Origin of the sequence: uncultured Photobacterium sp. (genome assembly GCF_947502415.1) — a bacterium.
In the GTDB taxonomy this organism is placed as follows: domain Bacteria; phylum Pseudomonadota; class Gammaproteobacteria; order Enterobacterales; family Vibrionaceae; genus Photobacterium.
The window spans coordinates 16,424-30,673 of sequence record NZ_CANMZV010000015.1; the positions used below are offsets into that span (position 1 = coordinate 16,424).

General features: G+C 49.3%; 11 protein-coding genes. 7 read left to right on the forward strand and 4 right to left on the reverse strand.

Annotation, left to right across the window (positions count from 1 at the left end; translation table 11 throughout):
* Nucleotides 1-70: 70 nt before the first annotated feature.
* Nucleotides 71-4,288 carry a DNA-directed RNA polymerase subunit beta' gene (gene rpoC / locus Q0852_RS15655; protein WP_299019486.1) on the forward strand — a complete coding sequence of 1,406 codons (4,218 nt, stop codon included), beginning with the start codon at nt 71-73 and terminating at the stop codon, nt 4,286-4,288.
* Nucleotides 4,289-4,543: 255 nt separating this feature from the next.
* On the opposite strand, the gene rsd is transcribed toward rpoC, so the two are convergent.
* The gene (rsd, locus tag Q0852_RS15660) at nt 4,544-5,026 is read right to left on the reverse strand and encodes a sigma D regulator (RefSeq protein WP_299019489.1); all 483 of its coding nucleotides are present in this window, start codon (nt 5,024-5,026) and stop codon (nt 4,544-4,546) included.
* A gap of 156 nt (nt 5,027-5,182) precedes the next feature.
* Between rsd and nudC the strand changes: the two genes are divergently transcribed.
* Together nudC and hemE are read left to right on the forward strand one after the other, a co-directional pair.
* Entirely contained in the window at nt 5,183-5,950 is a 768-nt protein-coding gene (gene nudC, locus Q0852_RS15665) for an NAD(+) diphosphatase (protein WP_299019492.1), read from the forward strand.
* A 231-nt stretch (nt 5,951-6,181) separates the two neighbouring features.
* A complete protein-coding gene (gene hemE / locus Q0852_RS15670; RefSeq protein ID WP_299019493.1) occupies nt 6,182-7,249 on the forward strand; it encodes a uroporphyrinogen decarboxylase in 1,068 nt (355 codons plus the stop codon).
* A 131-nt stretch (nt 7,250-7,380) separates the two neighbouring features.
* Here hemE and Q0852_RS15675 read toward each other — a convergent pair whose 3' ends face one another.
* Entirely contained in the window at nt 7,381-7,977 is a 597-nt protein-coding gene (locus Q0852_RS15675) for a uracil-DNA glycosylase family protein (protein WP_299019495.1), read from the reverse strand.
* Between the two features lie 95 nt (nt 7,978-8,072).
* On the opposite strand from Q0852_RS15675, the gene Q0852_RS15680 reads away from it, so the two are divergent.
* Together Q0852_RS15680 and brnQ are read left to right on the forward strand one after the other, a co-directional pair.
* On the forward strand, nt 8,073-8,660 hold the full coding sequence (locus Q0852_RS15680) for a DUF416 family protein (protein WP_299019497.1): 588 nt from the start codon (nt 8,073-8,075) through the stop codon (nt 8,658-8,660).
* A gap of 530 nt (nt 8,661-9,190) precedes the next feature.
* On the forward strand, nt 9,191-10,507 hold the full coding sequence (gene brnQ / locus Q0852_RS15685) for a branched-chain amino acid transport system II carrier protein (protein ID WP_299019499.1): 1,317 nt from the start codon (nt 9,191-9,193) through the stop codon (nt 10,505-10,507).
* A 64-nt stretch (nt 10,508-10,571) separates the two neighbouring features.
* On the opposite strand, the gene Q0852_RS15690 is transcribed toward brnQ, so the two are convergent.
* Nucleotides 10,572-11,627 carry a CNNM domain-containing protein gene (locus Q0852_RS15690; protein ID WP_299019501.1) on the reverse strand — a complete coding sequence of 352 codons (1,056 nt, stop codon included), beginning with the start codon at nt 11,625-11,627 and terminating at the stop codon, nt 10,572-10,574.
* A gap of 227 nt (nt 11,628-11,854) precedes the next feature.
* Between Q0852_RS15690 and hupA the strand changes: the two genes are divergently transcribed.
* Nucleotides 11,855-12,127 (forward strand): nucleoid-associated protein HU-alpha, encoded by a 273-nt coding sequence (gene hupA / locus Q0852_RS15695; RefSeq protein WP_036831349.1) that lies wholly within the window; start codon nt 11,855-11,857, stop codon nt 12,125-12,127.
* Nucleotides 12,128-12,168: 41 nt separating this feature from the next.
* The gene (locus tag Q0852_RS15700; protein WP_299019506.1) at nt 12,169-12,858 is read left to right on the forward strand and encodes a DUF1481 domain-containing protein; all 690 of its coding nucleotides are present in this window, start codon (nt 12,169-12,171) and stop codon (nt 12,856-12,858) included.
* Nucleotides 12,859-12,938: 80 nt separating this feature from the next.
* On the opposite strand, the gene purD is transcribed toward Q0852_RS15700, so the two are convergent.
* The gene (gene purD / locus Q0852_RS15705; protein WP_299019508.1) at nt 12,939-14,228 is read right to left on the reverse strand and encodes a phosphoribosylamine--glycine ligase; all 1,290 of its coding nucleotides are present in this window, start codon (nt 14,226-14,228) and stop codon (nt 12,939-12,941) included.
* Nucleotides 14,229-14,250: the final 22 nt, after the last annotated feature.

Here is a 14,250-nt window from a genome sequence, read left to right on the forward strand (position 1 = left end):
ACTCCGGTATAAATATGAAGGCGCCAGCAGACTGGCGCCTTTATGGGTCAACTCCTCACAGGAGCCGAATGTGAAAGACTTACTTAAGTTTCTGAAAGCACAACACAAGACCGAAGAGTTTGATGCAATCAAAATCGGTCTAGCTTCTCCAGACATGATCCGTTCATGGTCTTTCGGTGAAGTTAAAAAGCCAGAAACCATCAACTACCGTACCTTTAAGCCTGAGCGTGACGGTCTTTTCTGTGCACGTATTTTTGGCCCGGTAAAAGACTACGAGTGTCTATGTGGCAAATATAAGCGCCTTAAACACCGTGGTGTTATCTGTGAAAAATGTGGCGTTGAAGTAACTCAGACCAAAGTACGCCGTGAGCGTATGGGTCACATTGAGCTAGCTTCTCCTGTAGCCCACATCTGGTTCCTGAAGTCACTGCCGTCTCGTATTGGTCTGTTGATGGACATGCCGCTACGTGATATTGAGCGTGTACTTTACTTCGAATCATATGTAGTAATCGAACCAGGTATGACCAACCTTGAGCGTAGCCAGTTGCTTTCTGAAGAGCAGTACCTGGATGCACTTGAAGAGTGGGGCGACGAGTTCGACGCTAAGATGGGTGCAGAAGCGGTTAAAGCATTGCTGGCCAACATGGACCTGAATGCTGAAATCGAACTAATGCGCGAAGAGCTAGAAGAAACTAACTCTGAAACCAAGCGTAAGAAACTAACCAAGCGTCTTAAGCTTGTAGAAGCATTCCTACAGTCAGGTAACAACCCTGAGTGGATGATCCTGTCTGTACTGCCAGTACTACCGCCGGATCTACGTCCGTTGGTACCGCTTGATGGTGGCCGTTTCGCAACGTCTGATCTGAACGATCTGTACCGTCGCGTAATCAACCGTAACAACCGTCTGAAGCGTCTACTGGATCTAGCTGCTCCTGACATCATCGTACGTAACGAAAAACGTATGCTTCAGGAATCTGTTGATGCATTGCTAGATAACGGTCGTCGTGGCCGCGCTATCACTGGTTCTAACAAGCGTCCTCTGAAATCTTTGGCTGACATGATCAAAGGTAAGCAGGGTCGTTTCCGTCAGAACCTACTTGGTAAGCGTGTAGACTACTCAGGTCGTTCTGTTATCACCGTAGGTCCATACCTGCGCCTGCATCAGTGTGGTCTTCCTAAGAAGATGGCACTTGAGCTATTCAAACCATTTATCTACGGTAAGCTAGAGACTCGTGGCCTGGCTACGACAATCAAAGCTGCTAAGAAGATGGTTGAGCGTGAAGAAGCTGTCGTTTGGGATATCCTGGACGAAGTGATTCGCGAACACCCAGTAATGCTTAACCGTGCACCAACACTGCACCGTCTAGGTATTCAGGCATTTGAACCAGTACTAATCGAAGGTAAAGCGATTCAGCTTCACCCACTAGTGTGTGCGGCATATAACGCCGACTTCGATGGTGACCAGATGGCGGTACACGTACCTCTAACTCTGGAAGCACAGCTTGAAGCGCGTGCACTGATGATGTCTACGAACAACATCCTATCACCAGCATCTGGTGATCCGATCATCGTACCTTCTCAGGACGTTGTATTGGGTCTGTACTACATGACTCGTGAGAAGATTAACGCGAAAGGCGAAGGCATGTACCTTGAAGGTCCTGCTGAAGCTGAAAAAGCATACCGTACAGGTAATGCTGAGCTACATGCTCGCGTTAAAGTTCGTATTACTCAGTTCGTTAAAGACGAGCAGGGTAACCTAGCTGAAGATACTAAGCTGATTGATACGACTGTTGGTCGTGCAATGCTATGGACTATCGTACCGAAAGGTCTGCCATACAGCCTAGTAAACACTGAAGCTCTGGGTAAGAAACAAATTTCTAAACTGCTTAACACTTGTTACCGTGAACTGGGCATGAAAGACACTGTAGTCTTCGCTGACCAGATCATGTACACAGGTTTTGCTTACGCGGCACTGTCTGGTGTTTCTGTTGGTATCGACGATATGGTTGTGCCAGAAGCGAAATATACCAAGATCGCAGAAGCTGAAGCAGAAGTTGCGGAAATCCAGGAACAGTTCCAGTCTGGTCTTGTTACTGCCGGTGAACGTTACAACAAAGTTATCGATATCTGGGCAACAGCCAACGAGCAGGTTGCTAAAGCGATGATGGATAACCTGTCTTTCGACACTGTTATTAACCGTGACGGCGAAGAAGAACAGCAGAAATCGTTCAACAGCGTATACATGATGGCCGATTCAGGTGCTCGTGGTTCTGCAGCACAGATTCGTCAGCTAGCGGGTATGCGTGGTCTGATGGCTAAGCCGGATGGCTCAATCATCGAAACGCCAATCACAGCGAACTTCCGTGAAGGCCTGAACGTACTACAGTACTTCATCTCTACTCACGGTGCTCGTAAGGGTCTGGCGGATACCGCACTTAAGACAGCGAACTCCGGTTACCTGACTCGTCGTCTAGTAGACGTTGCGCAGGACGTGGTTATCACAACAGATGATTGTGGTACACACGCGGGTATCACTATGATGCCTCTAATCGAAGGTGGTGATGTTAAAGAGCCACTACGTGAGCGTGTTCTGGGTCGTGTTGTTGCTGAAGATGTTATCAAGCCGGGTACTGAAGAAGTACTTGCGCCGCGTAACACGCTACTTGATGAGAAGTGGTGTGACATCCTAGAAGCCAACTCTGTTGACCTAGTTAAAGTTCGTTCTGTTGTTACCTGTGAAAACGACTTCGGCTGTTGTAAGAACTGTTACGGTCGTGATCTTGCTCGTGGTCACCTGGTTAACCAGGGTGAAGCGGTTGGTGTTGTTGCAGCACAGTCAATCGGTGAACCTGGTACACAGCTGACGATGCGTACGTTCCACATCGGTGGTGCGGCATCTGCGGCAGCGGCTGAAAACAGCATCCAGGTTAAGAACAACGGTTCTGTGAAACTGCAGAATGCTAAGTTCGTTACCAACAACGAAGGCAAGCTGGTTATCACTTCTCGTGCGTCTGAAATGACCATCATTGATGAGTTCGGCCGTACGAAAGAGAGCTACAAACTACCATACGGTTCTCACCTGACTAAGGGTGACGGTGCGGAAGTTGCAGCTGGCGAAGTTATCGCTAACTGGGACCCACACACAATGCCAATCATCACTGAAGTGGCAGGTCGTATCCAGTTTGTTGACTTGATTGATGGCGTAACTGTTTCTCGTCAGACTGATGAGCTAACAGGTCTGTCTATGATCACTGTTCTTGACGCTGCAGAGCGTACAGGTGCAGGTAAAGACATGCGTCCAACCGTTAAGCTTGTTGACGAGAACGGCAACGATGTAATGATCGCCGGCACAGAGATGCCAGCTCAGTACTTCCTGCCTGGTAAAGCGATCATCCAGCTTGAAGACGGTGCAATGGTAGGTATCGGTGATACGCTAGCACGTATCCCTCAGGCATCTGGCGGTACTAAAGATATCACCGGTGGTCTACCTCGAGTTGCTGACCTGTTCGAAGCGCGTAAGCCTAAAGAGCCTGCAATCCTAGCGGAAATCACAGGTACTGTTTCGTTCGGTAAAGAAACGAAAGGTAAGCGTCGTCTGATCATCACACCTGCAGAAGGTAACGCATACGAAGAGATGATTCCTAAGTGGCGTCAGCTTAACGTATTCGAAGGTGAGAAGGTTGAGTGTGGTGATGTAATCGCCGATGGTCCAGAGGCTCCGCACGATATTCTACGTCTACGTGGTGTACACGCAGTAGCAGAATACATCGTAAACGAAGTTCAGGAAGTTTACCGTCTACAGGGCGTTAAGATTAATGATAAGCACATTGAGACTATCATTCGTCAGATGCTACGTAAGGTAACTATCACTACTTCTGGTGACTCTGAGTTCCTACCTGGTGAACAGCTAGAGTACTCTCGTGTAACTATTGCTAACCGTAAGCTTGAAGCTGAAGGTAAGCTAGCTGCTACTTACGAGCGTGACCTACTGGGTATCACTAAGGCGTCTCTGGCAACAGAATCGTTCATCTCAGCAGCATCGTTCCAGGAAACGACTCGCGTACTAACAGAAGCTGCGGTTTCTGGTAAGCGTGATGAACTACGTGGCCTGAAAGAGAATGTAATTGTTGGTCGTCTGATCCCTGCTGGTACTGGTTTTGCGTACCACCAGGAGCGTCAGCGTCAGCGTGATGCAGAGCTTGAACCTGTAGCACCTCAGGTAGATGCAGAGCAAGCATCTCAGGATCTTGCTGCACTGCTTAACGCAGGTCTGAGCGACGAAAACTAATTTGGATTCGTCCTTAGAGTAAGCTTGAAAAAGGCACCCATTTGGGTGCCTTTTTGTTTTATTTGAGCAGTATAAAAAAGCCGGAGCAAATCGCTCCGGCAGAATATGTGTTTCGGGCGAGGGCATGGAAAGACTAGTTTAGCGTGAGCTATTTACGCTGCTAGTGGATTTTCCCGTCACATGGCTAACCGGACTGTTACCTAAACGACAACAAGGCAGGTAACAGAGTGTTATCGGCTATGTCCGGTAAAGCGATTAAGCTCCCGGCGGGCAAGACAGACTTTCGCTGATCAACTCGATTAATTTATCTTCCAGTGCAAAGCGCAGCTCGATTAGCTCACCGATAGCGGAAAGATCTTTATCGAAGTCCGGTAATTCGTCATCTTCTTCTATGGCGCAATAGCGATCTGTAAAATTCAGCAGTGGATCGGTGGTCTGTGTGATTTGTGAGTAGAGCTGGGAAATATCTTCGGTTGGTGAATACCCGGTTGCATTCCAGCGTTCCATCACCATATCGTAAATTTTGAAGTGACCTTCAGAGATATAGTCGACCAATTGTTGGCTGAAGAGTTGGAGCTGGGAAGACGTAGGTAGCTGACGTCCCTTTTTTTCGAAGGGGGGAAGCCCCGCTAACTTGCAGTAATCGATCAGTAATTGCTGACGTGACAACAACCAGTGATCGATAACATCGCTGGTGCCGCCCCATTGTTTTTGTACTTGCTCGAATTTGCTAAACATGACCATGCCCTCATGATCTAAAGTACCGACACAAGGCGGTACAGAAAGATACCAGTGAAGCTCTTAAAAAAGAGAACCTTGTATTACGGATTAACTCCGTTATTAGGTTTAGATTGCCAGTAAAAAAGAAACCCTGCAAGGATGGATGTGACATCGATGTTAAATAATCAAGAATTAGCGTATTGGTGTATTGTTAGAAACCGTAAATTATATCTGGTTAATCATACACTTCCTTTAATGATGCCGGAGCAGTTAGAGATGGACTGCGAACAGGCCCGTTCTATTGGTGAGTACCGCGGAAAGCCTGTGTATTGGTTGGAAGCGACTGAAAATGCTCAGGAACAGGATTTTTATTCTCAGCGTGATTTACTTAGCATTGATGGCGAGTTGTTTAATTTGGCCGGCAAAGCGACTCAGTTATCTCATATGCTTCATACTCAGGCATTTTGCCCGTCCTGTGGGGGACAGTGTGAGCTTGCTGAACATGAATTTGCGATGCGTTGCCGAAATTGCCAGAGTAGCCACTATCCGCGCGTTTCCCCTTGCGTCATTGTTGCGGTAAGGCGACAAGACAAAATTTTGCTGGCTCAGCACCCTCGACATAAAACAGGTCTATACACTGTGATTGCGGGCTTTGTTGAAGCAGGTGAGACGCTGGAGCAATGCGTGGCTCGCGAAGTGGAGGAAGAAACCGGCATTCAAATCTCCAATATTCGCTATTTTGGCAGTCAGCCATGGGCGTTTCCGTCCAATCTGATGATGGGCTTTTTGGCCGACTATGAGAGTGGCGAGCTGAATCCTGACTATGAAGAGCTGACTGATGCTGTGTGGGCCGGATGCGATGAGTTACCGCTGTTGGCTCCGGAGGGGACGATAGCCAGGACCTTGATTGAGTATACGCTAACGTTAATGGCGGACTCGTAACATAAAAAAAACCTCCGTAAGGGGAGGAATAAGGTGCAGTTATTTTGCTCTCTACGAGCAAAGTCATTGTTATTATTGCTAGCGCGCGAAATTTGTACCATGGGAGCATAGGGAGTCGCAAATATCGTGAACAGATTGTTGCTATAAACATGACCTGCTTAACAAATGGACTCTTTTGTTGCTGCCATGGAGTGATACAATACGCCTCAGAATTAACCCGTGGAGCCCAGAATGAGCGAATTAAAGAATGACCGCTACCTACGTGCGCTGTTGAAGCAACCGGTAGATTGCACACCTGTATGGATGATGCGCCAGGCTGGCCGATACCTGCCTGAATACCGAGCTACACGTAGTGTTGCTGGTGACTTCATGTCGCTATGTAAAAATGCAGAATTGGCGAGTGAAGTGACACTTCAGCCGCTGCGCCGTTTCCCGTTGGATGCTGCAATTCTGTTTTCGGACATCCTGACTATTCCGGATGCGATGGGTCTTGGCCTGTACTTTGAAGCGGGTGAAGGGCCGAAATTCGAGCGTCCGATCACTTGTAAAGCTGATGTCGATAAGATTGGGTTGCCGGATCCGGAAGGTGAACTGCAGTATGTAATGAATGCTGTGCGCCAGATCCGAAAAGATCTACAGGGTGAAGTACCGCTGATTGGCTTCTCTGGCAGTCCGTGGACACTGGCAACCTACATGGTTGAAGGTGGTAGCTCGAAAGCTTTCACCAAGATCAAGAAGATGATGTACGCAGAGCCAGCGACGCTGCACTTATTGCTAGATAAGCTAGCTGATAGCGTGATTGAGTACTTGAACGCGCAGATCAAAGCTGGCGCGCAGTCTGTCATGGTATTTGATACTTGGGGCGGTGTACTGACGCCACGTGATTACAATGAGTTCTCACTGCGCTACATGCACAAGATTGTTGATGGTCTGATCCGTGAAAACGATGGTCGTCGTGTACCTGTGACTCTGTTCACCAAAAATGGCGGCATGTGGTTGGAGCAAATCGTGGCGACAGGCTGTGATGCAGTTGGCCTGGATTGGACAATCAATATTGCTGATGCCAAGCGCCGTGTAGGCGATAAGGTGGCTCTGCAGGGCAACATGGATCCGTCGATCTTGTATGCTCAACCAGAACGCATTCGTCAGGAAGTGGCAACAATCCTGGAAGGTTACGGTGATGAAGGTACGGGCCATGTGTTCAACCTTGGCCACGGTATTCACCTTGATGTGCCGCCAGAAAATGCCGGTGTGTTTGTTGATGCGGTGCATGAGCTGTCCAAGCCGTACCATAAATAACACGCTGACTCTTCACTGCTGAGTTTTGGAGCTCTTTTGCTCTTGACCCCCGTAGTGTTGAGTAAACATGTTATGAAAATATAAGTAGTGAGAAGCCCATATAGTTTAACTGTGTGGGCTTTTTCTTATTGTTACCCTCTCGCTACCCCGAGCTGCTGGTGGACATACTCGCGGATATACGGCACCACTTCTTCTTCAAACCATGGGTTGCGCTTAAGCCACAGGGTATTGCGTGGTGATGGATGAGGCATCGGTATATATTTCGGGGCCCAATTACGCCATGCACGAACCGTTTCAGTTAGGGTTTTTGGCTTGTCTTTCAGATAATGCTGCTGTGCATACTGACCAACAAGAAGGGTCATCCTCACTTCGGGGAGTAGCGGCCAGACTTGGTGGTGCCACTGTGGAGCGCATTCTGGCCGTGGCGGCAGGTCGCCGGATTTGCCTTTACCGGGATAGCATAATCCCATTGGCATGATGGCGATTTGCTGCGGATCGTAGAATGTCTCCCGGTCGAGCTCCAGCCAGTGACGTAGACGGTCGCCACTAGGGTCATTCCATGGGATCCCACTCTCATGGACGCGGGTGCCCGGTGCCTGCCCGATTATCATTAGTTTCGCACTGCTAGCGGCCTGGATCACAGGGCGCGGGCCGAGGGGGAGATGATCCTTACAGATCTCACACTGCCTTATTTGATCTAGCAGGTTATCAAGTTGTTGTTTACGCATGTAGGAACTCTGTCGCCTCCGCAGGCATCTGTATATTGAAGTGGCTTAGGTATACAAGTAAACTTCGATGCAAATCACTATCTGCAGATTATCCCATGCTAAAGAATCCAGTTCAGCTTCGATTAGAAAAATTAGAACCGTGGCAACACATCACTTTTATGGTTTCCCTGTGTGAGCGTATGTACCCTAACTATGCGTTCTTTTGCCAGGAAACTGAGTTTGCGGATGCGCAGAAATACCGCTCTATTCTGGATAGTATCTGGGAAATTCTGACGGTCAAAACCGCTAAGATTAACTTTGAAAACCAGCTAGAAAAGCTTGAAGAGCTGGTACCAAGTTCAGATGACTATGATATGTATGCAGTTAACCCGGCTGTTGATGCTTGTATGGCGTTGGCCGACTTGCTTCATGCAATGCTGGATCGTGACTTGATGCTGGAAACGTTGGTTAAGCTTAGTGCGCTTTCGGCTGAAACGGTGGCCGATCTTGAGTTTGCCCAGTCTGGTATTGAAGTGACTAACGAAAATCAGAAAGAGAACGAAGCTGTTTGTGCTGAGTGGGATATGCAGTGGGCTATTTTCCGTGCACTGAAAGAAGCCGAAAAACGCGATATAGAATTGATCAAAGGCTTGCGTCAAGAGTTGCGTGACGAACCCGTCAGTAATATTGGTATCGAGTTGTAATTCAAGTTATCCAGATTCTGAAGAAAAGGAGCCGTTGGCTCCTTTTTTATTATCAGCTGTTTTTTGATTGGCTGAACGGACAGGCAGACGGTTTCTTGCTGGAAAGGTTGTGTTGTTGCTTGCTTGTTAAGTCGATTATTCTAGTTTTTGTTGTACATAATGGCTTTGTTTGCTGCTTATCGATTTAGATATAACCAATTCTACTTATTTTATTGCATGGGGTTGTGCAATGTATCTGGCGGTGTATATAAAAGGAAAAGAGCCGATGACATCAATGTCAGGCGGCATGAACCCAACCTGTCGAAGTAGGACTAACGCATGAAAGCATTCCAGCCTTCAGTCAAAGTAAACAATAGCCGCCACGTCGCTATTGTTGCTCGTGCACTCCTCCTGCTCTCTCTGAACCTCATTCGGAGCTGACAGGTTTTATCTTTTTTCTGTCAGCTTGTGAAGAAGCTGGCAGGATCTTTCCCCTCGTTCTCCTTTTCCTTCCCGTTTCCTCCAAGCTGAAAATAGTGTGAGGAATTTTCATGTTAACGACACGGTTAAGCGCACGTAATATCGCAGCCTTAGGCTTTATGACATTCGCCATGTATTTGGGGGCCGGTAATCTGATCTTCCCGCCGTTTTTGGGTTTTCAGGCTGGTGAACAATTTTTGGGCGGGATGGCAGGATTCCTGTTGACCGGTGTTGGCCTGCCGGCGCTGGCACTGGTGATGGTCGCTATCGTGAACGGTTCGGATAACCTGACAGCAGCATTGCCTCGTCCGCTGGCAACTTGTTTCTGGGTCATAGTGTTTATCGTGATTGGTCCGGCGTTTGTGATCCCGAGGGCCATCACCGTGGCTTACCAGTTTAGCTTTGCCCCTTTTATCGGTGATGCAGCCTTGGTGCCGTTCTCTTCCGTGTTCTGCATCGCGACTATCATGTTTGCATTATTTCCGGGCAAACTGGTGGATACCTTGGGTAAGTGGCTGACACCAATGCTGGTGGTGATTTTGTCTGTTTTGTCTGTAACGGCTTTCCTGTATCCGGCTGGTGAGGTGATGAGTGCCAGCGGCCCGTATATTGATGGTGCGTTTGCTGAAGGACTAACTCAAGGTTACATGACAATGGATGCGCTGGGCTCTATTGGTTTTGGCTGGATCATTTTCCGGGCAATTCAGGGAATGGGTGTTGAATGCCCGAAAGCAACGGGGAAGTACATCCTGATGGCGGCGATGATATATGCCGTTGCGATGGCGGTGGTTTATATGTCGCTGGCTTATATCGGCTCAACCAGTTCGAATTTGGGAGCTGAGTTCACTAACGGTGGAGATATCTTAACGGCGTTTACCTCTCACCACTTCGGTGCATCCGGCACTGTATTGCTGGGTATGGTGATGGTACTGGCTTGTTTAACGACAGCGATTGGCGTGACAACCGCGGGCAGTGAGTTTTACAGCCGTACTTTTACTAAGGTGACTTACGGTAAGAGTGTTTGGGTGGCAATGGTGCTGGCCGGTTTAATTGCCAACATCGGTCTGGAGCAGCTGTTGGCGATCACGTTGCCTGTTGTGGTGGCCTTGCATCCCATTGCGATTGCCTTGTTGCTGATTGTACCTGCCCGTAAGGCTTTGGCTCCGGCTATGGTATTGGTTACCGTGGTTACGGCGTTGGTCTTTGGTTGTGTTGATGCTGTTCATATTCTTGGTCGTATGCCTGTGTTTTGGGAGCAGGCATTTCAGCAACACCTGCCGTTATATAGTTACTTTGCCGGTTGGATTGTGCCGACGGTGGTTGCAATAGGTATCGGCTTGTTGGTGTCGCTGATGGGCGCACGGCGTGCTCAGGTGGCAGTGGCTTAAGGGTAAAGTAAGCTAATAACAAAAAGGGGCCACTTAGTAGCCCCTTTGTATTTGTCGAGATAGGTTACTCGTCGTCTTTGCTTTCAATTACACCGTGGAGCTTCTTCCATGCTTCCCAACGCTGATAGGCCAGCTGCTGCATGTCGGTGTTCTTGTCGGCTTCATCGACGATCTCTTCGCCCACCAAGTGCTCGAAGATATCTTCCATCGTAACAAGTCCCTGGACTGTACCGTATTCATCGACAACCAGTACCAGTTGCGAACGCTCTTTCATCAGTTGCTCGAATGCCTTGGGAACACTGGCGGTGTTCATGATCACCGGCAGAGGGCGCATCTGGGTGCCGAGCTCTTTTTGTCCGCGGCCAGCCTGGCTTTCGGCAAAGAGTTCCAGGCGGTGGACAAAACCGAGGATATTGTCTTTCTGTTCGCTGTAAACCAGCGGGCGTGAGAACGGACTGTCCTTGTGCACCGACAGGAATTCATTAATAGGCTGTTCAGCCTCGACGCGGAACAGTACTGGACGTGGTGTCATGATCTTGGTGACACTGATATCACGAAACTGTAGCAGGTTAGTCATAATTTTTGATTCACCTTCTGCCAGTTCACCGGATTCTTTGGCTAGCATCGCCATTGCAGACAGCTCGTCACGGAGTTTCGGGGCCTGATGGCCTCGTGACAGGCGGCGGGTGATTTGCTCTGACACCCAGACAAACGGCGTCAGAGCCCATACCATCCAGCGTAGGACTGTAGCTGAAGTTGGAGCAAGCTGACGCCAGTAGGTGGCTCCGATCGTCTTAGGGATGATTTCAGAGAATAGCAGGATGCCGATGGTCAGCACGGCTGAAAATACTCCCAGCCACTGGCTGCCAAAAACCACGGCGGCCTGTGCACCCGCCGTAGCAGCACCGATGGTGTGGGCGATGGTGTTCAGGGTCAGGATTGATGCCAGCGGTCGGTCAATATTGTCCTTGAGAGCCGTAAGTCGAGGGGCTGCCGGATGGTCTTGTTGTCGTAGGGTGCCGATATAACTTGGTGAAATACTGAGCAGTACGGCTTCAAGTACCGAGCAGAGGAACGAAACACCGATAGCAATTGCGATGTAAATCGTAAGGAGTAACATGCTTACCTTGTCAGCTAATTAGGGAATTACGCCTATATTAATCGGTGCGCAGGTTAAGAAATACAACTATTTTGACCTGTGAGTTAGTAACATTTTGTGAACTTGCGCTCAGTTTATGGTTAAAGAGCCCGCACCTAACCGCAGGATAGCCGACAAACCTTTGCCACACGGGCTTCTTTTGAATTAGAGTTGATGCGTCTGATGAAAAACCTTAGAAGGGAAACCTAATGAACAAGACCCAACTGATTGACCTGATCGCTGAAAAAGCAGATCTTTCTAAAGCTCAAGCGAAAGTTGCCCTAGAGTCAACTCTAGACGGTATTACTGACGCGCTGAAGGAAGGTGACCAGGTTCAACTAATTGGCTTTGGTACATTTAAAGTAAACCACCGTGCAGCACGCACTGGCCGTAACCCACAAACTGGTCAGGAAATCCAGATTGCAGCTGCAAACGTTCCTGCTTTCGTAGCTGGTAAAGCACTGAAAGACGCAGTGAAATAATCTATACTCCGCCAGGTGATTCATCTGGCGGAGTTCTTCTTATGAAACGTCTTATTCCATTTCTTCTTATTTCGCTCCTGGCTGGATGTGAAACCACCACCGTTCCTGAAAATTCTATTACCCCAGTTCTGACTCATACTGCAGGCCAGACGTTTGGCGATGCTACATCACTCTATTGGTATTCGTTCCAGCAGAATCGGCCGGTGAGCCTGGCTGAAGTCGTGATTATGGGGGATTACGGCCAATACCAGTCAGAATACCGCTGGCGGGAAGGTAATCTTCGAGAAATCAAGCGTCAGGGCAGGCAGCTTAGAGGGCAGGAAATTAAGCCTTTTTCGCTTCATGTTCGTTACGATACCAAAGGCAGTGCCGTGTTTCAGCGCTATAGCGTTGATGGGGTCGTGCTGCCGTTAACCGATACTCAGCTTTATCAGCTGACCAAACAAGCCAAGCAGGCCACAGAGGTGGTGAAGCAGCAGCGCCGCGATGGTCAGTTTTTGGTACAGGGTTACTGGCAGGGAGAGCACTTCCTGCGTTGTGGTGATGACAAACCGCTGAGTGTGGCGTTTGAAACTGCAATGCCGGATTTTATTGAGCAACAGTTATCCCAAGATCGTTTTATGGCTGTCGTGGGTAAGGTTCGCCGTAATAAGCTGGTGGCCAGCCAGTTGCTGATGCTGTCTGATAGCAGCCAGCAGTGCCATGCTGCCCCGAAGCTGCTAGACAAGTAGCAGCTGGTAGCTTGTAAGCAATAAAACGCGCTAAATAGCGCGTTTTTTATTTTTTGTTTTTTGAGGATTCTTGTACGTTGCTAGGCTTGTTGCTCGCGGGCAATCGCACGGAAGCCAATATCATCCCTGTGGAACATTCCGTTCCATGAGATCTGTTTGGCCAGTGTATAGGCACGCTGCTGAGCTTCTAAAACGCTCGTGCCCATAGCTGTGGCGCACAGTACCCGGCCGCCGTTAGTGACGATCTCGCCGTTATGGTTGTCCGTGCCTGCATGGAAAACTTTTTCGCCTTCCTGTTCTTGTTGGGGCAGGCCAGAAATAGTATCTCCCTTGTTGTAGGCTGCCGGATAGCCGCCAGCGGCCAGTACGATACCGATAGAGGCTTGAGGATCCCACTTCGATTCAGCAGTATCGAGTTTGCCGGCGATGGCGGTCAGGCAGAGCTCAACCAGATCAGATTGCATACGTAGCATGATTGGCTGGGTTTCCGGATCACCGAAGCGGCAGTTGTACTCAATTACTTTAGGTGTGCCATCGGCCATGATCATCAGGCCGGCATAGAGGAAACCGGTGTAAGGGGCTCCTTCGGCCGCCATGCCACGGACTGTCGGGTAAATGACTTCTTCCATCACCCGATTATGGATTTCTTGAGTGACGACGGGGGCCGGGGAGTAGGCGCCCATACCGCCGGTATTCGGGCCGGTATCCCCATTGCCCACGCGTTTATGGTCTTGGCTGGTGGCCATCGGCAGGACATGCTCACCGTCGACCATGACGATGAAGCTTGCTTCTTCACCATCAAGGAACTCTTCAATCACTACCCGGTGGCCAGCCTCACCAAATACGTTGCCTGCCAGCATGTCGTGTACCGCCGCTTCTGCTTCTTCTAAGGTCATGGCGACAATCACGCCCTTACCTGCGGCCAGGCCATCAGCTTTGACGACGATAGGAGCGCCTTTTTTGTGCAGGTAAGCCAGTGCCGGTTCGATTTCAGTGAAGTTTTGGTATTCTGCCGTCGGGATGTGGTGGCGAGCCAGGAAGTCTTTAGTGAAGGCTTTGGAGCCTTCCAGCTGGGCTGCGGCTTCTGTCGGGCCGAAAATCGGCAGACCGGCAGCTCGGAAAGCGTCGACCACGCCGATGACCAGCGGCGCTTCCGGGCCGACAATGGTCAGTTCAATCTGGTTGGTTTTGGCAAACTCGACTAATGCCGGAACATTTTCAACGCCGATAGCGACATTTTCTACTTTCGGCTCAAGGGCGGTACCTGCATTGCCCGGTGCGACGAAGACGTTTTCAACACGTTCTGACTGAGCTGCTTTCCATGCCAGGGCGTGCTCGCGGCCGCCAGAACCAATAATCAATACATTCATCTTTCAAATCCTTATAGCGGCG

Excerpts from the sequence above, each read along its gene's own strand:
- rsd (WP_299019489.1), bottom strand. The coding sequence starts at position 5,026 with ATGTTTAGCAAATTCGAGCAAGTACAAAAACAATGGGGCGGCACCAGC.
- nudC (WP_299019492.1), top strand. The coding sequence starts at position 5,183 with ATGTTAAATAATCAAGAATTAGCGTATTGGTGTATTGTTAGAAACCGT.
- hemE (WP_299019493.1), top strand. The coding sequence starts at position 6,182 with ATGAGCGAATTAAAGAATGACCGCTACCTACGTGCGCTGTTGAAGCAA.
- Q0852_RS15675 (WP_299019495.1), bottom strand. The coding sequence starts at position 7,977 with ATGCGTAAACAACAACTTGATAACCTGCTAGATCAAATAAGGCAGTGT.
- Q0852_RS15680 (WP_299019497.1), top strand. The coding sequence starts at position 8,073 with ATGCTAAAGAATCCAGTTCAGCTTCGATTAGAAAAATTAGAACCGTGG.
- brnQ (WP_299019499.1), top strand. The coding sequence starts at position 9,191 with ATGTTAACGACACGGTTAAGCGCACGTAATATCGCAGCCTTAGGCTTT.
- Q0852_RS15690 (WP_299019501.1), bottom strand. The coding sequence starts at position 11,627 with ATGTTACTCCTTACGATTTACATCGCAATTGCTATCGGTGTTTCGTTC.
- hupA (WP_036831349.1), top strand. The coding sequence starts at position 11,855 with ATGAACAAGACCCAACTGATTGACCTGATCGCTGAAAAAGCAGATCTT.
- Q0852_RS15700 (WP_299019506.1), top strand. The coding sequence starts at position 12,169 with ATGAAACGTCTTATTCCATTTCTTCTTATTTCGCTCCTGGCTGGATGT.
- purD (WP_299019508.1), bottom strand. The coding sequence starts at position 14,228 with ATGAATGTATTGATTATTGGTTCTGGCGGCCGCGAGCACGCCCTGGCA.